Below are 25904 nucleotides of genomic sequence, written 5' to 3'. Positions count from 1 at the left end.
AGGAGAGAAGTTAGAGCGAAAGAAAGAACCGGCAAAGTGATGGAAAGAGATCAGAGTTACGGATAGAACAGCCAAAGTCGTGGTTAGAACAGCCAAAATTATGGATAGAAACGGCAAAGCGACGGATAGAACAGCCGAAATGACGGATAGAATCATCAAAGCGACGGATAGAACAGCCGAAGTGACGGATAGAATCATCAAAGCGACGGATAGAACAGCCGAAGTGACGGATAGAATCATCAAAGCGACGGATAGAACAGCCGAAATGACGGATAGAATCATCAAAGCGACGGATAGAACAGCCGAAGTCGTAGTTAGAACCGTCAATGTCAGTCTCAAAAGAAAAAAGCCTACTCCATTAAAGAGTAGACTTCTCAAGCACACCTTTTGAAGCAGCAACCAATGCTTCGACCTTCTCTAAATTACCTTCATGCAATGCTGTCACGATCGCACTGCCAACGATTACACCATCACTAAGTGCCCCCATGCTTACCACTTGCTCGGGCGTTGAAATTCCAAAGCCAGCTAGTACCGGTATTTGGCTTGCTTCACGTAAGCGAGCAAAATGGTCATTTAAATCATTAGCAAAGGTCGTGCGAGCCCCTGTGATTCCATTGACTGTCACAGCATAGACAAAGCCTTGACTGGCAGCCGCAATACGCGCAATTCGCTCTGGAGGACTTGTTAACGAGACAAGTTGAACGATGTCTATACCATGAGGATTTAATGTGTCACGTAAAACAGCACTTTCCTCAAGTGGTACATCAGGAACGATTAATCCTTTAACGCCCCCTGCCACACAATCGTTTGCAAAAGCCTCTAACCCATAAGCTAAAACAGGATTAAAATAAGTCATAACAACTAACGGAACTTGAATTTCTTCTTTGAATGCTGCTAAAGCTGCTAACACTTTACGTAATGTCACACCTTCTGCTAAAGCCCGTTCACCTGCTTGCTCTATCGTTGGCCCATCCGCTACAGGATCCGTGAATGGTATACCTACTTCAATGGCCGTTACACCCATTTGCTGTAGCTTTATGATCGTCGGCTTCAAAGTTCCCAGACCCCCATCGCCCGCCATAATATATGGTATAAATGCTTTATTCCCAGCGATTTTCGTTTGTTCAATTGCCTGCTGTATTGTTGTCATTACACATCTCCTCCTAATGCTTTACGAACAGTATGAACATCCTTATCTCCTCGGCCGGATAAGCACACAACAATGATGTCATCTGTAGACATTGTCTTCGCAAGTTTTGCTGTATAGGCAATGGCATGAGAGCTTTCTAGTGCAGGTAGTATGCCTTCTGTTCTACACAGTAACTGCAAACCCTCAAGTGCTTCACTATCTGTAATCGAATCAAATGTAACTCGCCCAATATCATGTAAATAACAATGCTCTGGGCCCTTCCCTGGATAATCTAGACCGGCTGAAATAGAATGTGCTTCTTGTACAAAGCCATTTTCATCTTGTAATAAATACATGTATGCACCGTGTAAAACGCCTAGTTGTCCATCAGCAATTGCTGCTGCATGCTTTCCTGTCTCAATGCCGCTGCCTGCAGCCTCTACTCCGTATAGCGCTACAGCTGCATCGTCGACAAAAGGATGGAACATACCGATTGCATTACTACCTCCACCTATACAAGCAACGATTGCATCTGGTAAACGTCCTTCCTTAGATAAAATCTGCTCTCTAGTTTCAACACCAATTACACGCTGGAAATCCCTTACGATTTTCGGGAATGGGTGTGGTCCTAAAGCTGATCCTAAAATATAATGGGTATCTTCAACATTTGTCACCCAATAGCGCAGTGCTGCATTAACAGCATCCTTCAATGTTTTTGAACCTGTTTCTACAGACTCCACTTTTGTACCGAGTAACTCCATGCGAAACACATTCAACTGTTGACGTTTTATATCCTCGGCCCCCATAAATACAACACATTCTAGATTCAATAATGCACATGCAGTTGCCGTGGCCACGCCATGCTGCCCTGCACCTGTTTCTGCCACTATTTTCTTTTTCCCCATTCGTTTGGCAAGAAGCGCTTGACCAATGGCATTATTAATCTTATGGGCTCCAGTATGATTTAAATCTTCACGCTTTAAATAAACCTTTGCGCCACCTAGCTCTTTTGTTAAATTTTCTGCGTAATACAATGGCGTCTCACGGCCGACATATTGTTGTAAATAATAAGCCAGATCATCAGTAAAAGTTTGATCATTCATTGCCTCATCATATGCCGTTTCTAATTCCAACAAAGCTGTCATTAATGTTTCCGGAACAAATTGTCCTCCAAATTTTCCGTAACGCCCTTCCTTCGTAGGTACACTATTTGCAATTGAATTCGCCATTATGCTCTCCCCTTCTTTACTGCTTGTATAAATGCGGTTATTTTTGCTATGTCTTTCACACCGTCTGTCTCCACACCACTCGATACATCTACCATGAATGGCGACACCAGCGACACCGCTTCTTCAATATTTTCAGCTTGTAAACCACCTGCTAAAATTAACTTTTCTCGCGGAATCCCTACCATCTCTAGGAGGGTCCAATCAAACGTATGACCACTTCCTCCTTTAAAATCTGTGCCTGGTGCATCAAATAAGTAGTAATCTACATTATAGTTAGCTGCCATCTGAACATCTTTAGAACCTCTAACGGACAAAGCTTTTATTGCTGGATAGCCTTGCTGACGAATAAACTCCGGAGATTCTTCCCCGTGGTATTGCACATAATCTAATGGCACGCTTTCTACCGCTGTGCGTAATTCCTCTGCACTTGGATTAACAAAAACGCCAATTTTTAAAACGTCCTCTGGCACATGTTTGGCTAATTGCTGTGCCTGTTCAACCGTCACTCGTCGTTTACTTGGTGCAAAGACAAAACCAATTGCATTTGCTCCTGCCTCTAGTGCTGCCTGCACATGCTGTTGTTCCTTTAATCCACAAATTTTCACCTTCGTCATACAGATGCCCCCACCTTATTGACCTGTAAACTTTTTAGAGCAGTACTTGCATCGCCACTACGCATTAATGACTCACCTACAAGTACGCCACTAGCTCCCATGGCCGCCACCGCTTTAGCGTCTTCTTGCGTCCAAATCCCACTTTCACTTACTAATACTTTCTCTTCTTCGAACGGAAAAGCTTCAGCAATTTCACGTGTCCGTTCTAGGCTCACCTCAAAGGTACGTAAATCACGGTTATTAACGCCAATTAGTTTGGCACCAACTGCAATAGCACGTTCAAGTTCCTCAAGATCATGCACCTCAACTAACACCTCTAGATTTAAGCCTGTTGCATAGCTATATAGATCGCGTAATGCTTCATCTGTTAACGCGGCAACAATTAGCAAAATAATAGATGCACCTGATGCCTTTGCAAATCGAATTTGTATACGATCGATCATAAAATCTTTACAAAGAAGTGGCGTTTGAACAGCATTTGCAACTGCGGCTAAATCATCAAAGGAACCTTTAAAAAACTCTTTATCTGTTAAAACAGAAATGGCTGCTGCTCCTGCTTCTGCGTAAGTCTTTGCCTGCTCCACTGGATCTGCTCCTTCTGCGATTAATCCCTTCGAGGGGGAAGCACGTTTCATTTCAGAAATAACCTGTAATGTTTCAGCTTTTTCCAATCGTTCAAATAATGATGGACGCGGTTTTTCTATAAAATTAGCTAATGGGTCGGGCTGTTCAAGTAAAGCAACAACTTCTAGCTTTTTTTGTTCAAGAATTTTATTTAAGATACTCATTGTTGGACCTCCACTCTTTTAATATGCTCACTATAAGCAACGACTGCCTCTAATTTTTGAAGTGCTCGACCGCTAAAAATACTATCCTTCGCCATTTCTACACCTTCTTGAACGGTTTCAGCAATTCCATAGCTGAACAACCCAATACCAGCATTTAATAAGACTGTGTCAAAGTAAGCACTTTGTTCCCCAGCTAATAATTTACGCATAATCACAGCATTTTCATCTGCATTACCTCCACGAATAGCCTCTAAAGGGGCATAGCGAAGACCCGCATCCTCTGCCGTTAATGAAAATGGAATTAAGTCCCCCTTATCTATTAAGACAAAAGTACTTTGACCAGCTAATGAAGCCTCATCCAAACCTAGTGGACCAGAAACGACCATTGCTCGTTCACGCCCGAGCATTTGTAATACGGAAGCATACTCCATGACAAAATTAGGACGGTTAATGCCGGTAAATTGCGTCGATAAAGGCACTGGATTCGTTAGTGGACCGACAAGATTAAAAATAGTAGGCTTGCCAAGTGCCCGACGTACCTCGCCAATCCGCTTTAATTTCGGATGGACATTTGGAGCATATAAAAAGGCTATTCCTTCTTTTTCTAACAGCTCAACAGTTTGTTCAATGGAAATATTCGTATGAATACCGAGTGCTTCCAAAACATCCGAGCTTCCTGATGCCGAAGAAATTTTGCGATTGCCATGCTTCGCCATTTTGACACCTGCCCCTGCCAATACAAAGGCGCAAGTTGTACTTATATTAAATGTATTAAGACCATCCCCACCAGTACCGCAATTATCCATATAGACACCTGCTTTTGCTGGTACGTCTAGTGCAAACGACTTCATAATTGTAGCTAATGCCGCTACTTCATGTGCTGTTTCACCTTTGACAGATAATGCCGTTAAAAAGCTTGCGATTTCTTCTTTCGGTGTATCATCTTGGAACATCCATTTTGCTGCTTGTAGCATTTCCTCATACATTAAATGCTCTCGTTGTTGGACTTTTTGACGAATGATCTCCATTAGTGTCGACCTCCTTCTTTTTCAAATAGCTGTAAAAAATCCTGTTCGTCCTTTTCTACTTGTTGTAATACTTCTTTAACGTTTGTGTATTTGGTCACCGTTACAGTTGATTGCATATGCATCTTTTTATTTTCTATAACAATGGATTTTCCTGTTAAAGCAAAATCCAGATGACCATTAAAACCAATAAACCCAAGAGCTCCTCCCAATATCCCAGAAATTTGACTAGATTTTTCTAAATCGTCTTTTTCCTGATCCTTTGGAATACCTGTTGATGCAAAGGATGGTAACGTTGCAGCTAATACATCAAGTGCATGGAGCATCGGTAATATTTGCCCTTCAACTCTCGTTGTCATGTGTAATGCTTGCTTTGAGCGTTCAATTCTCATTGCATCAATGACTTGAATGGAATCTCGGAAGCACACAGACTGTAACTCTTGTCGCACGGCAGAAACAAGTACAGCATGTGACTTCCTAATATTTGTGTTTTCATAGAGCTTTCGTTCATGTTCTAAGTCTTGACCTTTTGTGGAGCCTCTAGGATACGTCCCCTCCGTTGGTGTCGCAATCACACGCTCACCTTTTACTCGAATTAGACTTTCAGGAGATGTTCCTAACACAACATGATCTTCAAACTCTACATAATACATATACGGAGCAGGATGTTTTTTACGTAACTGACGATATAAAGCGAAAGCATCTCCTTGTATATTTGCTAATAAACGCTTTGATAGGATGACTCTTGTATTATCTTCATCTAAAGTAGCTTTGCTAGATGTAAGGGATGTTGCAAATTGTTCATTCGTAGTCGATTCAAATGGTTCATAGCTACAAGTTGTATCCTTATCTTCTCTACCTATTAAAAGTTGCTCTGCTAGCTCTTCTAAATTTGGTTCTTTTTTTTCTGCATCAATATTTGTATGAATCAAAGTAACTTCATCTGTTACATGATCAAACACAATGACAGTCTCATACACGTGGAAATGCACATCTGGTAGCTGCGGTTTATCCTGAGCTGTCGATAAAATCGTTGTTGCATCATGACCGACATAACCAACAGCTCCTCCTGAAAACGGGAATTGTGTCGTATTGGAGATACGTGGCATTAATCTTTTCAGTAAAACAAACATATCGCCCTTATGTGTATATGTGTTTCCGGTCTTATATGAGTATTCCTGAATTTCATCTCCAAAGCCTTTATATGTTTTTCTCGGATTTGCACCGATAAAAGAAAAACGTCCTGCTCCCTCATGCTGTGCTGAACTCTCAAGCAAAAATTTACGCTTCCCTTGTAGGCGTCTAAAAATTAAAATCGGTGTTAAAGAATCAGCATTAATGGTTTTCATTTTTGTTCTTGAACTCGTCGATCGCATATTTACCAAGCTCCTTTTCTTAAAAACAAAATGTTTAGCAGCTGAAGCATTTTTTTGTTGAATAAAAAGGATCGTCATAGCGTAGGGTTGATTTCCATTCCGGCTGATGGCGTCCCTCTTTTTTGACATATCCACCGTCTAGTATTAGCTACTAATTTTCGATAGTAGGATTGGAACATTCATCCCCATGCAATTAAAAGCAATAAAAAAAGTCCCCTGCAAATAGGATTTTTCCTAATTGCAGAGGACGATCATGACCGCGTTGCCACCTCATATTAGAGCATATTTGCTCTCTCTTATGTGCATAGCCTTAGTTTTTCAGTAAAAATTGACATATCTTTCAAGTTAATAAAGATTTGTCTTGACTAAGTCAAAGCACCCCCTATAACGTGGGAATCCGTTCGCTATTATCAATTTCGCCTTGGCGTAATGAAGATAATTAGCGACTCTCATAAGTCCATTCACATAAGCTACAAATCAGTTCGCACCATCCACTGACTCTCTAAATTGTACACTTATACTACTATTCTTATTCAACAATTTCTCAGCTATTCTCATCTAAACTCAGCTCATCTGTTCTAAGGCTGACCTCGCTCCCGAGATCAACTACCTTGTATCGAACAAAAAAGTTAGCCTTATTTTATGCCAAACCACAAGAATTGTCAATCAATTCAGAGAAAAAAGAGAATGTTGAAAGGACTTTCGAAATTATATATAGGAAAAATCACCTTATTTATGCACCAATAAAAGGGAATTAAACTACCTACTTTTGAGAAATATATCAAGTATTGACCTCGTAAAAATATCAAGTTATAGTAAATTCAGACCATTAATTCTCTAATATATTAAAGAAAGCAGGAACAAATATGTCCGTTCGAAAAAAACTAAATATAGGCTTTATTTCACTCACTTGTTTACTTTTTATATCAAGTATAATTGCTTTTTTTCAATTTAAGTCGGTTGAGGGAGATATAGTAGAGGTACTCGATCACAGAATCGTGCAAATTCAATTAACAGAGAAAATACAACAAGAGCTTGCTTCTCAAGGGCTCTTTTTACGTTCCTATATTCTAAATAGTAAGGATGAGACTACAAAATCAAATTTAGAACGTTATAAAAAACTATTACCAGAGACGATTCAAGAGCTTTCAAGCATTGTTCGTTCTGATTACACAAAAAATATTATGAAGCAAGTAACCGAATTACAGAAAGATTTACTAACAAGTTCTGATAAAGCGGTGCAAGCATTTAATAGTGGAAATACAGATTTAGCCTTATCATACATAAATGGAGAAGTTACAAAAAGCAACAAAGAAATTTACACACTGACAAATGATTTATTAAAATATCATGATGAACAGCTACAAAAGGTTAAAAGCAGTGTTGTCCAAACAGTAACGCAAGCTATTATTATTTCTATTGTCTTACTTGTTTTAAGTTTAATTGTTGGTTTATATTTTATATATTTTGTAAAACAGTACATCATTCAACCGCTTCGAAAAGTGATTGACGCAGCTGATACATTAGCACACGGTGACTTAACAATTGCTCTGCTTGAACATAACTCAAAAGATGAGATTGGCACACTTGCCACAGCAGTGAATGCATTAAAACAGAATTTATCTGTACTGCTTAAAAATGTTCAGGACAATGCTACACAATTATCTGCTGCTTCCGAAGAACTTTCCGCAAGCACTGTAGAAGTAACAACAACATCAAGCGATATTTCACATCGAGTACAAGACACGTCAAACCATTTATCTTCATCTGCTAGTGCTTCTCAACAAAGTGCTCTAGCTATGGATGAAACAGCTGCTGGTGTACAACGAATAGCTGAGGCTACTCAAAGCTTGCATCACAATGCTATAAAGATGACCCAGCTTGCCAATACCGGTGGGAATACTATTTCAACTGCCAAAGAGCAGATGGATACAATTTCTGAATCAACTACACGAATAGCCGATTTAACACAAAAACTAAGTAAGCAATCTGAAGAAATCGGGCAAATTACAAAAGTAATTACGGCTATTACTGAACAAACAAATTTACTGGCACTCAATGCTGCCATCGAAGCAGCACGAGCTGGCGAGCATGGCAAAGGCTTCGCGGTTGTAGCAAATGAAGTACGAAAGCTTGCTGAAGAATCTAATCAATCTGCTGGCCAAATTGTTGCCATCACAAATGAAATTCAAACGGATACAAGAAATGTTGCCGCTGCTGTGCATGAAGGGTTAGCATCTGTCCAGGACGGTGTAGCAAAAATTCATGAGGCCGGTGATGCATTTGATTCCATTACAGAGTCTGTGCAAATATTTACTGACCAAATTGAAGATATCTCAGCCACTTCAGAACAAATTTCAGCAAGTGCTGAAGAAGTCGCTGCATCTGTAACAGAAATTGCAAATGGTGCAAGCATTTCAGCGAGCAACTCACAAGTCATTGCTGAAGCAGTAGAAGAGCAAGCTGCAACAATGCAGCAGGTGAATGAGGTAGCTGAGGAATTAAGCGACAACGCACAGCAACTCCAATCATTACTACTGCAATTTAAACTTTAACTTCTTTCAGCAATGTCTCCCACAGCTATAATTAGTGAGATAAATGCGGACTTAAGTTACTTTTCAGCGGGTTTCTATACAGCTGAAATATAGGAACTCAGTCTAAGAACTCCACGTCTTGTGGCAATTTATCTGTGCGAAAGCGAAGCGTCAGCGGCAATTATGGCGAGGCATAATTGATTAAACCAACAAAAAGAATCTGCTGCTTTCCAAAGAAAGCAAGCAGATTCTTTTTGATAAGAAAACAGGGAAAGAAATGTTTCCTTTCCCTGTTTTAAAGACATATATTAAACAGTAGGTTCGTCAGTACCCCATTGTTTTTTCTCTTTTTTGTGTATTTGACCATCTGATTTTTTCATTTCACGAACTTTAAGTGAATACCAGATTTGTGCAGCAATACAAATTGAAGAATACATACCTGTGATTAAACCAATTAATAACGCGATTGAGAAGTTTTGAATCGACGGTGCACCTAAAATAAGAAGTGCCACTGTAACGATAATAACCGTTAACACTGTGTTAACAGATCGACCCATCGTTTGACGTAGTGATTTGTTAACGATATCCGCTAACACTTCACGGTCTTTAATCGTATCATAACGATCTAAGTTTTCACGCATCCGGTCAAACGTAACGATCGTATCATTAATAGAATAACCGACAATCGTCAGTACAGCTGCAATAAACGTAATATCAACTTCTAAGCGCATGAAACTAAATACAGCAACAATTAAGAATACGTCATGTAGTAACGAGACAATTGCCCCAACACCCATGCGCCATTCGAAACGAACCGCTACATAGATAATGATACCGATAGCCGCAAGAGATAATGCTTTTACAGCATTTTTCACAAGCTCTTTACCGACAGTTGGTGATACTGTACTTACACCAGGTTCATGACCATATTTTTTGCCAGCTTCTTTTTTGAATTTTAAAATTTCTGCTTGCGATAGGTCATGTTTGTAACGGATAACCGCAGAGTTACTCTTTTCACCTGTCAAAACGATATCTTCAGATGAGAAGCCAATACTATCTAGATATTTAGATACTTCTTCTTTATTCAACGTTTGCTCCGCCTCAATTTGCACACGTGTACCACTTAAGAAATCAATACCAAGATTTAGACGGAATATACCAAGAACCACTAAACCAGCTACTAGAATAGCTAATGAGAATGTATAGAATTTCTTACGGTTGTGTACAAAGTCAAAACGATCAAATTTCGTTGATAAATCTAATGTACCAATATTTTCATCTAAACTATGCTGTTTAGATTTTGCAATACCAAACCATGCTGGATTGTTGAAATATCCACTATTTGCAAGTAAACCTACTAGTACACGAGAACCCCAAACAGCTGTTACGAAGCTTAGTAAAATACTAATAATTAAAGTTGTTGCAAATCCTTTAACAGAGCTTGTCCCCCATTGGAATAATACAGCAGCAGCTAATAATGTAGTTAGCTGTGCATCGATAATTGCTGATAAAGACTCCTTCGAGCCTATCTGGAATGCTTGTTTAACCGAATAACCTACTCGTAGCTCTTCACGAATACGCTCCGCTGCTAAAATATTCGCATCAACGGCCATCCCTATACCGAGCACGATAGCTGCAATACCCGGCAGTGTTAACACTGCATTGATCCAATCGAATACAACTAGTACTAGGAAAGTGAAAATAACAAGTGTAATAATAGAAACAAAGCCAGGTAAACGATAGTAGAATAGCATAAATAAGAAAATTATTACTACACCTACAACACCTGCGAAAATTGTACTTTTCAGTGCTTGGTCACCAAATTGTGCACCAACTGAAGTAGAATAAATTTCATTAAGCTTTACAGGAAGTGCCCCAGCATCTAAAATACCTGCTAAATTTTTTGTTTCTTCAACTGTAAAGTTCCCGCTAATCATTACATCTGTTGTATTTAATGTTTGGCTAACTGTCGCTGCAGATGCATAGCGAGGCTTCGCTTTTTGTGATTCAGCTTTATATGAATCAACACCCTCTTCAAAATCTAACCAAACAACGAGTAAATTTTGACCTGCTGGTTTAGCGGCAATTTTACTTGTTATATCAGCAAATTTTTTCGCATCTTTTAATGTTAGCGAAACAATTGGACGATTTTGCTGGTCAAAGGAACCTTTAGCGCCACCTGGCTTTAAATCATTACCATCTAGCAATAAATTGTCATCGACATCACGGAATGTTAAATTTGCAGAAGTAGACAATAATTTACGTGCTGATTCCTGATCTTCGACACCCGCTAATTGCACACGAATACGGTTTTTGTCTTCAACCTGAATACTCGGTTCACTTACCCCGATAGCATTTACACGTTCACCAAGAGCTGTTGCTGTTGCCGACACAACTTCTGGTGTAACTGTTTGTCCCTTTTGTAATTCTTTCACCTCATAAAGAACCTCAAACCCGCCCTGTAAGTCAAGGCCTAGCTTAATGTCCTTTAAGACGCCGCCTACAGTCGTACCGATGGTTGCTGTAAAAATAACCAATAGTAGTACGAATGCAACTATACGACTTTTTAGTTTCATTTATAAATCCTCCTCGAATTGGTGTAAGGCTATTCCTCACACTACAAACAAGTATTAGCAAGTCCTTTTGAAACGTTTATTCCTCCTTTTCCTTTAGAATAATATTGCCTTTGCTTCAAAAAGGTTGCTCTACTTATTTCAATCGTTCATAACGCGCAAATTTATCCCTGTATTTGAATAGGTGTACTCCTCCAAATTTAGAAAAGAATTATTAGGAGGTTTTTGAATAAATATACTTATACAAATAAAAAAAGCGCAACACACTCATTATGAAACACGTTGCGCTTGGTGTCAATTCAACACTTTTAGTATTCTTTTATTATTTGACAAATTTCACACATTCTTCTTAAGTTTTAACCGGACCAAGTAACATTTTTAACTCTTCTGTATTCAATTCTGTAAACCAATCATTACTTTGTAAAAATTCTACTTGATTAAATGATACGATATCGGATGGTGATACTGCAAAAATAGTTGCGATAATTTCATGTAAACGTAATTGATCAATATTTTTTTTTCGCCATTTTTTCTCTACACAATAGCGCCATAGTTCTTCTGCTGTAATAGCATCGTATTGATAATGTTTAAACTCTTCTATCTTACTATCAATTGCAGGACGAATTTTTTCAAATAGTTGCTCATACTGCATACTCATTTTGAATCATCTCCAATCAAAGTTGTATCGTAAGACATGTTTGCATACAAATAGTGTAAATGAATTTTTGTGGCTTGAGAAGGGACGGATGGCATGAGTTCTTTTGTACGGGGTACACTATTTTTAATGTTCGTGATTTTTTTATCAAAACTCTTTGGCTTCTTTTATAGAATGCAATTTATGCGAATCGCTGGTGAAGAGGCAGTCGGCATTTATATGACCGTCTATCCGGCGTTCATTTTCTTCATCTCACTCATTCAACTTGGACTACCTATCGCTGTGGCAAAAATTGTAGCAGAGTTACTAGCAAAGAACAAACGCGAAGGCATCTATGGTGTTATGCGTACGGCTATACTTTGGTCATTTATTGGAATGATCATCTTTATGCCGATTGTTGCACTTACAATACCATATATCTCGACTACACTTTTACATAATGAACAAACAACAATTACGCTTTGGATTGCTCTCTTTGCTGTACCAGTGTCAGTTGGTTCTGGCTTATTGCGCGCTTATTTACAGGGTATTGCGAAAATTACACCAACAGCTTGGGCTCAAATGATTGAGCAAATTATCCGCATTACCTTCATCACATTTACACTGCCTTTTGTAGCTGCTTATGATAACGCTGCCGTTACAGCAGCCTCAGCTATGGGTATTACCCTTCTAGCTGAAGTCGTTGCTTTCTTGTATTTGTGGATGCATTATATTGTCTCAAAGAAAAAATTATTGACACAAAAAAGCAAAATCGAGGCTTATCCTTCCTCTCCAATGTTACGGATTGCCCTTCCTTCTGCTGGAAGCAAGCTGTTTGGATCTTTTACTTGGTTTTTAGAGCCTATCATTTTTTTAAAGGCTTTAACAATGGCAGGATTGACAGCCTCCGCTGCAACAATTTTATATGGGGTTATTTCGGGTGTACTTGTACCACTATTATTATTCCCGGCTTTTGTGTCTGCAGCACTTTCGATCGTTCTTATACCAGCTGTTAGCGACGCCGTTGCACGTCAACATATACCGCTCCTACAGGAACGTATTTCTGTATCATTGCGACTTTCATCATTAGTGGGCTGTGTTGCTGCTACCTACTTTTTCGTTCATGGAGACGACTTAGCTATGAAGCTCTTTCACTTACAAGAAAATCGTGGGTATGTGAAAATATTGGCTCCTATTTTTTATTTTTATTATATACAAAGTCCATTGCACTCTATATTACAAGCAATCGGTGAGGCTCGTGCAGCAATGATGAATTCCATTTATGGTGGTCTTGGTAAACTTTTTGTCATGTTCGTACTTGCTTCTCAGCCAGGGATACAGGAAAAAGGTGCCGTTGTAGCAATTGGCTTTGGCGTTTTATTAACTTCATTTTTGCATATCGCAACAGTAAGACAGCGCAAAAATTTACGTGCTGGCTTTAGAATGTTTGTAGTGCCATATAGCTGCTTTATTGCTGTTTGTGTTACTCAATATTTCCTGATGCAAATAATGCCACTGCCTTTTATTTTAAGTAGCTGTGTAACCTTGTTTTTACTATTTACTTTCTTACTATTTACTAATCAGTTGCGCATTACTGATTTGCGCTACCTTCGTAAGCTGGCCAAGAAAGTTTAAGATTCTTTCAGTTGGATATGAAGCCGATCTTCTTCCCAAACACAAAAAAATACAGTGTCACTATCCGTTATATTATTTTTCGCAAGCTCTGCCATTAACCAATCAGTATCTTTATGCAAGACCTTTAAATGCCTATCCTGAATATCGCCGTCGATAATCAGTGGGTAAACAAATGCCTTTTCATCTTTTTGGTATACGGACAGATTGCCGGAGGGCTCTAGATAGGCATAAGCAATATCTGTAACGGAAGCATTTCCGTTTTCGCGTAGTTGTTGACATAAATCATCTAAATTATAGCGTTGCTTGCGCATTTCACTTTCTAAAATGACACCATCTCTTATAAGTAATACTGGATCACCATCAACTAGATCACGGAACTTTTTATTTTTAAGTGAAATATATGCAGTTATTATTTGAATGAAAAACAATATGATGATTGGTAAAATGACCTTAAATAAAGGACTTTCGAAATCATCAAGTGCAAACGCAGCAACCTCAGCCATTAAAATCGATACAACTAAATCTATTACAGATAATTCGCCGACCTCACGTTTACCCATTAAACGAAAAATTATTAGGATAAACACATATAAAAAGACTGTTCTAAAAATAATCGTTAAATATTCTTCCATACAGTCACCCCCATATTATAAGGTGAGCGTGTACGTTACTTTTTATACAAAAAAGCCTTGTCAAAAATGAATTCTGCATTTTGACAAAGCTATTTATATGGTATAAGGCGTTGTCACTTTTTGGACAACGCCTTCAATACCAATTGTTAGTTATTTACAGTGCGTCCAATTGCCTGACGATCAAATTTTACGCGCACATTGTCTGCGATTTTTAATGTCACAGTTGTGTCCTCAATTGAGTCAATTTCACCATGTAAGCCACCGATTGTAATAACTTTATCTCCACGTTGCAAATTACTCTGCATACTTTGTGTTTCCTGCTGTCTCTTTTTAGCAGGGCGGATTAAAATAAACCACATTGCAACGAACATTAATAATATTGGTGCAAATTGTAGTAATGATGCTGTATTCATAATTCTTCTTGCCCCCTTTCTAATTCTCATTTTTTAGTATAGACTATTCCACCCTAAAAAAGCGATGGACAAGCCCAAAATTTTTCTATATTACTAATATTTTTTCTATGATAGACAATAATTTGCTAGAAATATTCATAAATCACACAAATTCACAGTATGATTTTACTAAAAATTAGAAGTTCTTCGCATTTGGTCCATTAAAGCCGTATTTCTCGAAAAATTCTTCTCGGAAATCACCAAGACGATCTTCACGGATTGCCTCACGCACTTGCTCCATTAGTTTCAATAGGAAGTGTAAGTTATGGTAAGTCGTTAAACGGATTCCAAATGTTTCTTCCGTACGAATTAAATGGCGGATATAGGCGCGTGAATAGTTTTTACATGTATAACAATCACAGTTTGGATCAATTGGACCGAAATCACGTGCATATTTTGCATTTTTAACTACTAAACGGCCTTCAGATGTCATTAATGTGCCATTACGGGCAATACGTGTTGGTAATACACAGTCAAACATATCAATACCACGAATAGCACCATCGATTAATGAGTCAGGTGAACCGACACCCATTAAATAACGTGGTTTATTCGTTGGCATTAATGGTGTTGTAAACTCCAACACTCGGTTCATAACATCCTTAGGCTCACCAACAGATAGTCCTCCAATTGCATAACCTGGGAAATCTAGCTCTACTAATGCTTCTGCAGAACGACGGCGTAACTCCTCGTACTCTCCCCCTTGAATGATACCGAATAGACCTTGGTCTTCTGGACGTTTATGTGCCTCTTTACAACGTTTAGCCCAACGAGTTGTACGGTCTACTGATTGCAGCATGTAGTCATATGTCGCAGGGTAAGGTGGACATTCATCAAAAGCCATCATAATATCTGAGCCTAAATCATTTTGAATTTCCATCGCTTTTTCTGGACTTAAAAACAATTTATCCCCATTCAAATGATTGCGGAAATGAACCCCTTCTTCTTCAATTTTACGGAATTGACTAAGTGAAAACACTTGGAAACCACCTGAATCTGTTAGAATCGGGCGATCCCAGTTCATAAATTTATGCAAGCCACCTGCTTCCTTAACAATATCATTACCTGGTCGTAGCCATAAATGATACGTATTTGACAGAATAATACCTGCATTCATTTCCTTTAATTCCTCAGGTGACATTGTTTTAACAGTTGCTTGTGTACCAACAGGCATAAATGCTGGCGTTTCAAAAGAGCCATGCGGCGTATGCACGATGCCAAGGCGTGCTCCTGTTTGCTTACAAGTATGAAGTAACTCATAACGAATTGCTGGTTGTGTCATTTTATAAAAATTCCTCTCTTATCTAAAGTAAAAACAGTACTCCGATTTTTTTCTTTATTCTCCTTTTGGGCGAATAAACATAGCATCACCAAAGCTAAAGAAACGATATTTGTCTTCTACAGCTTGTTGATATGCACTTAAAATTGTTTCTTTTGTTGCAAGCGTACTTACAAGCATTACTAGAGTAGACTTTGGTAAATGGAAGTTTGTGATTAAACCATCCACAACAGTAAATTCATATCCCGGATAAATAAAAATAGACGTCCAACCTTGTTCTGCTCGAACTTCGCCTCCATATTTAGAGCCGATAGTTTCTAATGTACGTGTTGATGTTGTACCAACCGCAATCACTTTTCCACCATTACTCTTTACTCGGTTTATGATAGATGCGGCTTCTTCCGTTACACTATAAAATTCAGAATGCATTTCGTGATTTTCAATTGAATCTACACTTACAGGACGGAAAGTTCCAAGTCCCACATGTAAAGTGATAAATACAACTTCTACCCCTTTTGCTTTTACTTGCTCTAGTAATTCTTCTGTAAAATGCAAGCCTGCAGTTGGTGCTGCAGCTGAGCCACGCTCTTTTGCATAAACGGTTTGGTAACGATCCTTGTCCTCTAATTTTTCACGAATATATGGAGGTAGTGGCATCTCACCAAGTTGTTCTAAAATTTCATAAAAAATCCCATTATATTTAAACTCAAATGTACGCCCACCATGATCAAGCTCTCCTGTACAAGTAGCTGTCAGTAAGCCATCTCCAAATGTTACAACTGTGCCGACTTTTACACGTTTAGCTGGTTTAACAAGTGTTTCCCATTCATCTGTACCTGCCATTTGCTTTAATAGCAGTACTTCTATATGAGCACCAGTTTCCTCCTTAACGCCCATTAAACGCGCTGGTAAGACTCTTGTATCATTTAACACAAGGCAGTCTCCAGCTTGTAGCTCGTCTAAAATATGAGCAAAATGATGATGCTCAACATTGTTCGAACCTGGTGTCACTACCATTAAACGACTAGCTGTACGATCCAAAAGTGGTGTTTGTGCAATAAGCTCTTCTGGCAATTCAAAATCAAAATCTTCTACACGCATGAAAATACTTCCTTCTTCTAGGTTTGTTGGGGATATTCATATCCAAAATGTTCATAGGCTAAATGTGTTGCCACACGTCCACGTGGCGTCCGTTGTATAAAGCCAATTTGCATCAAATATGGCTCGTACACATCCTCTATCGTTACGCGTTCCTCACCAATAGATGCTGCCAACGTATCTAAGCCTACAGGGCCACCACGGAAGCGCTCAATCATATTGGTCACAAGTTTATGGTCAATATGGTCAAGCCCTCTAGGATCGACTTGTAATAGCTCAAGCCCTTGCTTAGCAAGTCCCTCCGTTATCATACCATCTCCAAGCACCTGTGCATAATCTCGCACTCGTTTAAGTAAACGATTAGCGATACGAGGTGTACCACGTGAGCGTGTCGCCATTTCAAGAGCTGCTACTTGCTCAATATCAACATCAAATAAATGCGCACTACGTATGACAATTTCTGCAAGTGAAGTATGATCATAATACTCCAATCTTAATAATACGCCAAAGCGATCTCTTAATGGTGCTGATAATGCGCCAGCCCTTGTTGTCGCACCAACGAGGGTAAATGGTGGTAAATCAAGCCGTACAGAACGCGCTTCAGGGCCTTTACCAACGACAATATCTAAACAAAAATCCTCCATAGCAGGATAAAGCACCTCTTCTATTGCACGAGGCAGGCGATGTATTTCATCAATGAATAGCACATCCCCTGGCTCTAGTGAGCTTAAAATAGCAGCTAAATCTCCAGGACGTTCGATTGCAGGGCCGCTAGTCATGCGCACATTAACATTCATTTCATTAGCGATGACAGCAGCTAAGGTAGTTTTACCAAGTCCAGGCGGTCCATATAACAGCACATGATCTAAACTTTCCTGACGAAGCTTTGCCGCTTCAATGAAAATTTGTAAGTTCTCCTTTACCTTATGTTGACCAATGTATTGTGCTAATCTTTGTGGACGTAAAGATAATTCAAACTGTTCATCATAGCTACCTGCCTCACTAGCCATCATACGTTCAGACATGTACCTTCCCCCCTTTCACTATTTTAGCTTTAATAGCAATTGTAAAGCTTGTTTCATAAATGCATCTGTTGTTTCAAGCTTGTCGTTTTCTTCGAGCTGTGGACGTATTTTTTCTAATTCTTTTTCTGAATAACCAAGTGCCATTAAGGCAAGAATAGCTTCTTCAAGCTCATGTTTATATGGATTTACACCAAATAACGGTAGCTCATCTTCTGTACTAGGTAGCTCAATAGTATCCAACAACCCGCCAAGTTTACCTTTTAAATCTAGAATCATTTGACGTGCGGTTTTCTTACCCACACCAGGAAACTTCACTAAAAACGATTCATTCTCTCGTTCAATCGCACTGATAACCTGTTGAGGATTCCCTGTAGCTAAAATAGCAAGTGCACCCTTTGGTCCAATGCCTGACACTAAAATAAGTTTACGAAACAGCTCTCTTTGGTCTAAATTTGGAAAGCCATATAACACTTGCGCGTCCTCACGTACATGCAAGTGTACAAATATTTGCTGTTCAAGTGCCGATGTCCGGAACGCAAATGGATTAGGTGTATTCAGCTGCCATCCAATCCCTTGTTGTTCAAGAACGATATATTCAGGAGTTATACGCTTTACTTGTCCTTTTAAATAATCATACATTCTATATTCCCTCACAATCATCGTTTCGATTATAGCATATTGCGAACGAATGCTCGACTATAAGAAATAACACAAGTAGTCGTTCACATACAAAAATGACCGCCGAATGACGGTCATTTCTTTATCATTTTATCAATATCGTACCACAGTTTCGGCCAATATGTGAGAGCTCGTTTTGTAAATGGCACTAAATAATCTAAAAATACAAGCTGTTGATCTAATGGTAAATCTACTGCAAAAAGCCATTCACGCAATAGCTCATTTGGATATTTTAAACGATGTAACTTTCTTTTATCTAAGCGTTTCATCTCTGGTAGTTCTGCAAATACTTTACCAAGGTCATAATCTACAGCTGGCAATACACGATGTAACCATAAAATATATTCATCATCCGCTTCTCCAAGGTGAGCCAAATCAAAATCAATTAAACGTAATTTTCCGTCTGAGCACCATAAAAAATTATGATGTACGACATCTCCATGTAAAAGCGTTATTTCTTTTTCATGTACATCTTCCTGAGCGATAAGCTGTAAAGATTTCTCACTATAATGTACAATTTGATCTATTTCTTCTTTTGTTAAAAATGCACGAAATTCATTCCGTCTGCTTTTAAAACGCATATGACGCATTTGCCATTTTAAAAGCTGTGAATAGGTATGCAAGCCCGACACCCGCTGCCAAGCAATTTTTTTATGTGTATCATGTAACGTATTTAATAATTTGAGTGATTCCTTCCGATCCTTTTTATATGCAAAATTAGCACTATGACTTCCTTCTTGCCAATCTTGCACGAGTAAATACTCATCATCACTTTTCATTAAAGGTAAGATCAGCGAGGGTTCCAGATGTCCAAGCTGTCGATGAATAGCCCTCACCTTTTCAGCTATTTCTATTTGCTTTGCTCGCTTCACAAAATAATTATTGGATTGATATTTATACTTCCAAATATTCGACTTTACTTCTTCAATAATATACGCTTTTTTACCATCGATAAGGCGTCATCCCGCCTGGATAAAAGTGCGGTGACATCCATGATCCTACCGAAGAATGTGGCATATGGCAATGTGATGGACATGGCGGTGGGCATGGTGGCGGACAGAAACATTGGTCCATTTGCCAAGTCGGCATCATGACTGGTTGTGCATTACAACCACATGGCTGTTCCATTTCCGGCATCATTGCCGGCATTGTCTGATATTCGGGATTCATAGGGAAGAATGGAGATGTACTAGATTCTAAGAACTCCCCAGCAACTTTTTCGCATGGCTCACATGATGTTGGTTGCTCCGGCATTGTATATGCCTCAACTTGCGGTTCCATATGCATTGGCATCTGCATTGGCCACCACATATGATGATGCACTGGTTGATGACAGCTTGCACAATGTGGTACTGCTGGCATTTGTGGCATGATAAAAATCGGTTGCGGCATCTGCATTGGCATTGGTGGTGGCGCCTCCGGTTGGGCTACAGGCTGTGGTGGTGGTTGAATTTGAATTGGAGATACAGTTTGATTTTGTTCTACATTTGGCATGACAACGTTTTGATTCCAGCTAAGCTCAACAGGCGCTGGCTGAGGCATCGGCATTGGCATCGGATAAGGAATTGGAATCATCTGTGGTTCTGGCATTGGTGGTGGTGGTACAATAATTGGCGGTGGCATTGGTCTTTGAACCTCTTTTTCTTTAACGTGCTTTGTAGGTGACTCTTTGTGCATATGTTCCTTATGCCCCTCTTTATGTGATTCCCTATGTCCTTCTCTATGTCCTCCCTCTCTATGTCCTTCTCTATGCATTCCCCAATCTGTTTCTCGATGATGTTCTCTATGTGGTTCTTTGTTTATTTTTTCAGGTAGGATAATTTCCATGCCCGGTACAATATAATCTGGATTAGCAAGATGGGCATTAAGCCGTTTTAAATCTTCAAACGAAACGCCATACTCTTTCGCAATCTTCCACAACGTATCTCCCTTTTGTACAATATGAATACGCAATTTTTTCCTCCCTTCCTCTCTTCGTATCATATGTTCAATGTTTCATTTGGATACAAAAATTTCATGCATGTTGGAAATGCTTCATGGTACACTAGTTTTTAAGGAAAACTGCTTCCTTTATTACAAGCAGAGGTGATCTCTTATGAAAAAAATGTTAGGCGAAGAACGCCGACTGCAACTTCTTGCACAACTAAAAAAAAGCACAACACCTATTACAGGGACCGACCTAGCTAAATTCGCTAATGTTTCTAGACAAGTCATTGTCAATGATATGACATTATTAAAGGCTAGAAATGAACCTATTATTGCAACTAGCCAAGGATATCTTTATATGCATCAAGAACAATTACAGCAAACTGTTGAACGTACAATTCCTTGCTTCCACACTGCAGAGGATGCAGAAGATGAACTTATAACAATAGTTGATTGCGGTGGTACAATAAAAAATGTTATCGTTGAACATCCAATTTATGGGGAAATTACCGCATCCATTATGGTCGCTAACCGTCATGAGATAAAAAAATTTATTCAACGTGTCAACGAAACACAGGCAAGTTATTTATCCGAACTAACAGGTGGTACGCATCTTCATGTTATTTCTGCTCCTTCTGTTGAAATTTTAGATTTAATTGAGCTTACTTTACAAAAAAAGGGCTATTTAGTTGTAGATCAATAATTGAACAAGTTAATCAATAACGTAGAAATTCAAATAATTGATTATAGCTGCTAGCCTTCACGGGGACTAGCGGCTTTTTTTGTTCGTGGGTATATAAAGATTAAAAATCTTCTTTAACATTTCTTGCGTTACTATCATACGCAAACGTTTAGGATATTTTTAGAAATATTCACTTTGAAATTATGATTTATAGTTATTTCATTTGTTCCTTATTTATGGCCGATCTTCAAGAATTGGTAGTGAAATTTGCTATAGCATCTGGCCGTGTATATTAGTTGATTGGAGTGGCAACTGGGCGATAAGCATCACAAATGAGACACTGCATCGTAGACGAAGCAGCTTCATTACTGTTTCAATTTCGTTAAAAAAGCTATCCACTTTAATTGGATAGCTTCAGAGTTAGAGAAATCTTTTTAGTTGTGAAGGTGTTGGCAACAAACATATTTCTTTTCGACCGAAAAGACGATATCTATTTTTAGCAAACATTCGATATATTATATTTCGTATAGATGGAGGAATAAGGATGAAAATATAGCAGACAGGCCAAAAGCTATCTAATCTCCTACAGATTTTAAGTGCTGCTGTGGATTCAAAATATACCTTTCCATGCTCAATTAACATGACACTATCAATATTTTCTGGTACCTCGTATTGTGCAATTAATGCCTGCCCTGCATCACTTTGAATAGCAGCAAATTGAAAATATGCTGCCTGATCGTATTTGATAATAAATTGCACACTACTATCACAAAAATTGCACACTCCGTCAAACAAAATAATGCCACCCACAATGTTTCCTCCTAGCCAAGGCGAAATTGATTATTCGTCCGATGTTAGATAAGTAAAGTATGTACCAAGCGACTTCACCTTGCAACCAAGTGCAGCTAATTCTTCCATAGCCCCACGCATCATAGGCTCTTTTTCATCTGCCAATACATCAATCATAAAGAAATAATCACCTAAGCCCGTTTTTAATGGTCTTGATTCTATCTTACTTAAGTTCAGCTGTCGCCATGCAAATACTGATAATACTTGATGTAATGCCCCTGAACGGTCCATTGGCAATGTAATCATGAAAGTAGTCTTTGCCTGTCCATTTGATAATTCTTGTGGTAATCGTATATTTTGCTTAGATAATACGAAGAAACGTGTATGATTAAAATGGAAATCATGAATATTAGATTGTACAATTTCTAAGCCATATTTATCTGCCGCTGCTGCATTACCAACTGCCGCGATACACTCGTTTGGATTTTCTGATACAAATTTGGCAGCTGCTGCTGTTGATGTCGTTTGATGTAAAGGTACATGGCTGAAACGATAAAATAAGTATTTATGACATTGGGCTAGTGCATGAGGATGTGAATAAACCCCTGTAATCGCCTCCCAATTGTCCTTCTGCGATTTATTGACCATTAAGTGTTGCTGTATCTTTAATTGAAGCTCACCTGTAACATATAAGGTCGCCTCATGGAATAAATAATCGAGCGTTAACGATACAGAGCCTTCTAAAGCATTTTCCAGTGGTACAACTGCTAAATCTACCTTCCCCTTTGCTACTGCCTCGATACATTCTGGAATTGTAGCACAAGGGACAAGCCACTCATTCGGAAAGGTTGCCTTTGTTGCTAAGTATGTAAATGATGCCTCTGGTCCTAAGTATCCTATTCGTTTTTCCCATTGTTGCTCTGTCATTACATTTACCTCCTGTTTAAGGTTTGATTTTATCGGCTCGTCACCATAACGTGGGGTTGATTTTCGTTTTGACTGCGCGCTTTGGTGCTTTCGCACAGATAAAAATTGTCGCTGTCGCGCAGAGCAAAGCTTCCTGGTGCGTCCAGTCTTCAAATGTTATCCTCAACTTTTTGATAATGAGCCTCTTAAATTTCACTAATGCAAAGATTTAGAATTTTTAATACCCAAAATCATATATTTCTACATAAAATTTTAGGCAAAGGCATAATGTGAAGCAATGCTCTCAGCGATTGCCACTCCTCATATGGAACTTTTTGTGATAGTCTTTATCTTTTGTTATAGAATAAGGAGCTGTCCCATGAAGCGATTATTTCATCACACGGGACTGCTCCTTTTGAGCTTATTTACATTCTGTCAAAAAATCAAGCTTGCTTTCAGTCATTACAATGCACCAGAACTAATTACTTCCGCTGATTCTACAAAATCTAAGCGTTTGAGTTGCTGTATTAAATCATCAAGTTCACAGGTCATACTAGTTACATCTAATGACAATGTAACATTAGCACGTCCTTGAATCGGTATTGTTTGATGGATAGTTAGTACATTGCAATGTGTAATTGTCACTGTTTCTAAAAGCTTTGCAAGTGTTCCTTTACGGTCCTGAAGCTGTACAAAGACTGTTAAAATGCGTTCCTGCACAATTGAATGAAAAGGAAATACAGCATCACGATATTTGTAAAACGCACTACGCGATAAATCCACCTGCTTTACCGCATCCCAAATGGAAGATACCGAACCACTCGAAAGTAAGTGTTTCGCCTCCAAAGTTTTTTGCATAGCATCCGTTAAAACATCTTCACGAACTAAATAATATCGCTGATTCGCAACATTCTTCATACGCTTCCCCCTAAAACTCTTGTCTTAATCGACAAATTCAAATTCAAACTCTTGTAGACGAACTATATCGCCATCTTGCGCTCCACGTTCGCGTAGAGCTTCATCCACACCCATTGCACGTAATTGACGAGCAAAACGGCGAATACCATCTTCACGGCTAAAGTCAGTCATTTTAAATAGGCGCTCAATTGCGTAACCACTAATAATAAATGTACCATCATCATCACGAGTAATTTCGAAATCTTCACCTTTTGCTTCATGTTTATACATTACCGTTGCGTCAGATTGCTCTTCTAAATCATCATATAGAAGGAATTCAGGCGTTACTTCAAGTAAATCGGCAATAGCAAATAGTAACTCTTTTAAACCTTGACGTGAAATAGCTGAAATTGGGAAAATTTGAACGTCTTCTCCCACTTTTTTGCGGAACTCCTCTAAGTTTTCTTCTGCACCTGGCATGTCCATTTTGTTGGCAACAATAATTTGAGGACGCTCTGTTAAACGAAGATTATATTGCTTTAACTCTTCATTTATCGTTAAATAATCCTCGTACGGATCGCGGCCTTCCATTCCTGACATATCAATAACATGGACAATAACACGTGTACGTTCAATATGTCGTAAAAACTGATGGCCTAGGCCTACCCCTTGGTGTGCTCCTTCAATAAGACCAGGTAAATCAGCCATAGCGAAGCTTCGATGATCATCTGTTTCAATCATCCCTAAATTTGGGACAATTGTTGTAAAATGATATGCACCAATCTTTGGCTTCGCAGCAGAAACAACAGATAAAAGCGTTGATTTACCAACACTTGGGAAACCTACTAATCCTACATCTGCTAAAACTTTTAACTCTAATATAACATTTAATTCTTGTCCTGGCTCACCTTTTTCAGAAAGTTCTGGTGCTGGGTTTGCCGGTGTTGCGAAGCGTGAATTTCCTCGTCCACCTCGGCCAGCTTTTGCGATAATCGCTTGTTGACCGTGCTCGACTAAATCGGCAATAACAGCGCCTGTTTCTTCATTCATTACGACTGTGCCTGGTGGTACTTTAACGATTAAATCGTCTGCACGTTTACCATGCATTCCTTTACTCATACCATGCTCACCACGGTCAGCTTTAAAATGGCGTTTATAGCGGAAATCCATTAATGTACGTAAGCCCTCTTCAACTTCAAATACTACGTTACCACCATGGCCGCCGTCACCACCAGCTGGACCACCATTCGGTACATATTTTTCTCGGCGGAAGGCAACCATTCCATCCCCGCCGTCGCCACCTTTTACATAAATCTTAACGTGATCGACAAACATTTAGTTCACTCCCTATTTGCTTTCAAGACATATTGCCAGCACGAATTCGTCTGTTCAATTGTTTGAATGTCTAATTGTTTCAAACCTTTTTCGGTGAATGCATCAGCACTCCATAGCCCATTTAACGTGAATGTCACGGCAAATGTATGATCGTCAACACGTACATCGAGCAGCAAGCTCTGCTCTGTAAATGGATCTAATGTATCATAAACATGCATAACTGTTTTGTTTAAGTAATCTACAACTGCCGAATCAATAGTATTTGTGACAGGCTTTTTTATCTCACCGCTTAACTTCATTGGTAATGAAGGGTAGCGCCAGCCTGCTGTTTGTATCCATTCTATTGTTTGGGGTAATTGTAGACGATTAAGGATAGAAAATACTTGTAATTGCTCTGAATACTCTTTAATAAGTTTTTTTGTTTCATCAATTCTACCTAAATCTAAATTCATGCGAATAAGCTGTAGCTGATTCACATAATCATGATTTGCAAAACGTAATACTTCACTAATGGTTAGTGATTGATTGTTCATCCCATTCACTCCAATAAAGTTATCTTTACTAGTATAACAAGTTTTGCTTTATTTTTCCCTTAAATCTTCATTGAAATTTAGCCAAAAAAGGACTGCAATAAATGCAGTCCTCCGCTTTATGTTATCTTTTTAAAA

General features: G+C 38.9%; 24 protein-coding genes and 1 other annotated feature. Of the genes, 3 read left to right on the top strand and 21 right to left on the bottom strand.

The features are described from left to right. Nucleotides 1-358: 358 nt before the first annotated feature. From trpA to ACFVT8_RS01900, 6 genes are read right to left on the bottom strand one after another with little or no spacing between them, the layout of a single operon-like run. The gene (trpA, locus tag ACFVT8_RS01925) at nucleotides 359-1150 is read right to left on the bottom strand and encodes a tryptophan synthase subunit alpha (protein WP_387082195.1); all 792 of its coding nucleotides are present in this window, start codon (nucleotides 1148-1150) and stop codon (nucleotides 359-361) included. Next, nucleotides 1150-2358 carry a tryptophan synthase subunit beta gene (trpB, locus tag ACFVT8_RS01920; protein ID WP_387082196.1) on the bottom strand — a complete coding sequence of 403 codons (1209 nt, stop codon included), beginning with the start codon at nucleotides 2356-2358 and terminating at the stop codon, nucleotides 1150-1152. The genes trpA and trpB overlap by 1 nt, the downstream gene beginning before the upstream one ends. Beyond that, a complete protein-coding gene (locus ACFVT8_RS01915) occupies nucleotides 2358-2972 on the bottom strand; it encodes a phosphoribosylanthranilate isomerase (protein ID WP_387082197.1) in 615 nt (204 codons plus the stop codon). The genes trpB and ACFVT8_RS01915 overlap by 1 nt, the downstream gene beginning before the upstream one ends. Then, nucleotides 2969-3760, bottom strand: coding sequence for an indole-3-glycerol phosphate synthase TrpC (trpC, locus tag ACFVT8_RS01910; RefSeq protein WP_387082198.1), 792 nt, complete (start codon nucleotides 3758-3760; stop codon nucleotides 2969-2971). Before trpC ends, ACFVT8_RS01915 begins: the two co-directional genes overlap by 4 nt. Continuing rightward, nucleotides 3757-4788 carry an anthranilate phosphoribosyltransferase gene (gene trpD / locus ACFVT8_RS01905; RefSeq protein ID WP_387082199.1) on the bottom strand — a complete coding sequence of 344 codons (1032 nt, stop codon included), beginning with the start codon at nucleotides 4786-4788 and terminating at the stop codon, nucleotides 3757-3759. The genes trpC and trpD overlap by 4 nt, the downstream gene beginning before the upstream one ends. Then, nucleotides 4788-6161: a chorismate-binding protein gene (locus tag ACFVT8_RS01900; protein WP_387082200.1), complete on the bottom strand. Its 1374-nt coding sequence runs from the start codon at nucleotides 6159-6161 to the stop codon at nucleotides 4788-4790. Before ACFVT8_RS01900 ends, trpD begins: the two co-directional genes overlap by 1 nt. Before the next feature lie 240 nt (nucleotides 6162-6401). Continuing rightward, nucleotides 6402-6707 (bottom strand) — a binding site (T-box leader). Between the two features lie 320 nt (nucleotides 6708-7027). Between ACFVT8_RS01900 and ACFVT8_RS01895 the strand changes: the two genes are divergently transcribed. Further along, nucleotides 7028-8716, top strand: coding sequence for a methyl-accepting chemotaxis protein (locus tag ACFVT8_RS01895; protein WP_387082201.1), 1689 nt, complete (start codon nucleotides 7028-7030; stop codon nucleotides 8714-8716). Between the two features lie 287 nt (nucleotides 8717-9003). Here ACFVT8_RS01895 and secDF read toward each other — a convergent pair whose 3' ends face one another. Both secDF and ACFVT8_RS01885 read right to left on the bottom strand, forming a co-directional pair. Next, nucleotides 9004-11271, bottom strand: coding sequence for a protein translocase subunit SecDF (gene secDF, locus ACFVT8_RS01890; protein WP_387082202.1), 2268 nt, complete (start codon nucleotides 11269-11271; stop codon nucleotides 9004-9006). A 346-nt stretch (nucleotides 11272-11617) separates the two neighbouring features. Continuing rightward, a complete protein-coding gene (locus ACFVT8_RS01885; RefSeq protein ID WP_387082203.1) occupies nucleotides 11618-11926 on the bottom strand; it encodes a post-transcriptional regulator in 309 nt (102 codons plus the stop codon). A gap of 93 nt (nucleotides 11927-12019) precedes the next feature. Here ACFVT8_RS01885 and ACFVT8_RS01880 point away from each other — a divergent pair, with 93 nt between their 5' ends. After that, on the top strand, nucleotides 12020-13537 hold the full coding sequence (locus ACFVT8_RS01880; protein WP_387082204.1) for a putative polysaccharide biosynthesis protein: 1518 nt from the start codon (nucleotides 12020-12022) through the stop codon (nucleotides 13535-13537). On the opposite strand, the gene ACFVT8_RS01875 is transcribed toward ACFVT8_RS01880, so the two are convergent. From ACFVT8_RS01875 to ACFVT8_RS01840, 8 genes are all read right to left on the bottom strand, one after another. Beyond that, nucleotides 13534-14169: a DUF421 domain-containing protein gene (locus tag ACFVT8_RS01875; protein WP_387082205.1), complete on the bottom strand. Its 636-nt coding sequence runs from the start codon at nucleotides 14167-14169 to the stop codon at nucleotides 13534-13536. The genes ACFVT8_RS01880 and ACFVT8_RS01875 overlap by 4 nt on opposite strands. A gap of 146 nt (nucleotides 14170-14315) precedes the next feature. Then, nucleotides 14316-14582: a preprotein translocase subunit YajC gene (yajC, locus tag ACFVT8_RS01870; protein ID WP_387082206.1), complete on the bottom strand. Its 267-nt coding sequence runs from the start codon at nucleotides 14580-14582 to the stop codon at nucleotides 14316-14318. Between the two features lie 175 nt (nucleotides 14583-14757). Further along, the gene (gene tgt, locus ACFVT8_RS01865; RefSeq protein WP_387082207.1) at nucleotides 14758-15903 is read right to left on the bottom strand and encodes a tRNA guanosine(34) transglycosylase Tgt; all 1146 of its coding nucleotides are present in this window, start codon (nucleotides 15901-15903) and stop codon (nucleotides 14758-14760) included. A 54-nt stretch (nucleotides 15904-15957) separates the two neighbouring features. Beyond that, nucleotides 15958-17001 carry a tRNA preQ1(34) S-adenosylmethionine ribosyltransferase-isomerase QueA gene (queA, locus tag ACFVT8_RS01860; protein WP_387082208.1) on the bottom strand — a complete coding sequence of 348 codons (1044 nt, stop codon included), beginning with the start codon at nucleotides 16999-17001 and terminating at the stop codon, nucleotides 15958-15960. 17 nt (nucleotides 17002-17018) lie between these two features. Continuing rightward, complete coding sequence (gene ruvB, locus ACFVT8_RS01855) at nucleotides 17019-18023, bottom strand: Holliday junction branch migration DNA helicase RuvB (RefSeq protein ID WP_387082209.1); 1005 nt, start codon at nucleotides 18021-18023, stop codon at nucleotides 17019-17021. Nucleotides 18024-18041: 18 nt separating this feature from the next. After that, on the bottom strand, nucleotides 18042-18662 hold the full coding sequence (ruvA, locus tag ACFVT8_RS01850) for a Holliday junction branch migration protein RuvA (RefSeq protein ID WP_387082210.1): 621 nt from the start codon (nucleotides 18660-18662) through the stop codon (nucleotides 18042-18044). A 113-nt stretch (nucleotides 18663-18775) separates the two neighbouring features. Then, the gene (locus tag ACFVT8_RS01845) at nucleotides 18776-19573 is read right to left on the bottom strand and encodes a phosphotransferase (RefSeq protein WP_387082211.1); all 798 of its coding nucleotides are present in this window, start codon (nucleotides 19571-19573) and stop codon (nucleotides 18776-18778) included. A gap of 70 nt (nucleotides 19574-19643) precedes the next feature. Then, nucleotides 19644-20654, bottom strand: a complete 1011-nt coding sequence (locus ACFVT8_RS01840; RefSeq protein WP_387082212.1) for a LysM peptidoglycan-binding domain-containing protein — start codon at nucleotides 20652-20654, stop codon at nucleotides 19644-19646. Between the two features lie 142 nt (nucleotides 20655-20796). Here ACFVT8_RS01840 and ACFVT8_RS01835 point away from each other — a divergent pair, with 142 nt between their 5' ends. Further along, nucleotides 20797-21330 carry a transcription repressor NadR gene (locus ACFVT8_RS01835; protein ID WP_387082213.1) on the top strand — a complete coding sequence of 178 codons (534 nt, stop codon included), beginning with the start codon at nucleotides 20797-20799 and terminating at the stop codon, nucleotides 21328-21330. 399 nt (nucleotides 21331-21729) lie between these two features. Here ACFVT8_RS01835 and ACFVT8_RS01830 read toward each other — a convergent pair whose 3' ends face one another. From ACFVT8_RS01830 to ACFVT8_RS01810, 5 genes are all read right to left on the bottom strand, one after another. After that, a complete protein-coding gene (locus tag ACFVT8_RS01830) occupies nucleotides 21730-22119 on the bottom strand; it encodes a thiol-disulfide oxidoreductase DCC family protein (protein WP_387082214.1) in 390 nt (129 codons plus the stop codon). A 30-nt stretch (nucleotides 22120-22149) separates the two neighbouring features. Next, a complete protein-coding gene (gene pheA, locus ACFVT8_RS01825; protein ID WP_387082215.1) occupies nucleotides 22150-23025 on the bottom strand; it encodes a prephenate dehydratase in 876 nt (291 codons plus the stop codon). Nucleotides 23026-23466: 441 nt separating this feature from the next. Further along, entirely contained in the window at nucleotides 23467-23922 is a 456-nt protein-coding gene (locus ACFVT8_RS01820) for an ACT domain-containing protein (RefSeq protein ID WP_387082216.1), read from the bottom strand. A 24-nt stretch (nucleotides 23923-23946) separates the two neighbouring features. Further along, nucleotides 23947-25236, bottom strand: a complete 1290-nt coding sequence (obgE, locus tag ACFVT8_RS01815; RefSeq protein ID WP_053484815.1) for a GTPase ObgE — start codon at nucleotides 25234-25236, stop codon at nucleotides 23947-23949. A 5-nt stretch (nucleotides 25237-25241) separates the two neighbouring features. Further along, nucleotides 25242-25769 (bottom strand): Spo0B domain-containing protein, encoded by a 528-nt coding sequence (locus ACFVT8_RS01810; RefSeq protein ID WP_387082217.1) that lies wholly within the window; start codon nucleotides 25767-25769, stop codon nucleotides 25242-25244. Nucleotides 25770-25904: the final 135 nt, after the last annotated feature.

Source organism: Lysinibacillus sp. NPDC058147, from assembly GCF_042884205.1.
Taxonomy (GTDB): Bacteria; Bacillota; Bacilli; order Bacillales_A; family Planococcaceae; genus Lysinibacillus.
This window is presented reverse-complemented; position numbering and strand designations above follow the sequence as displayed.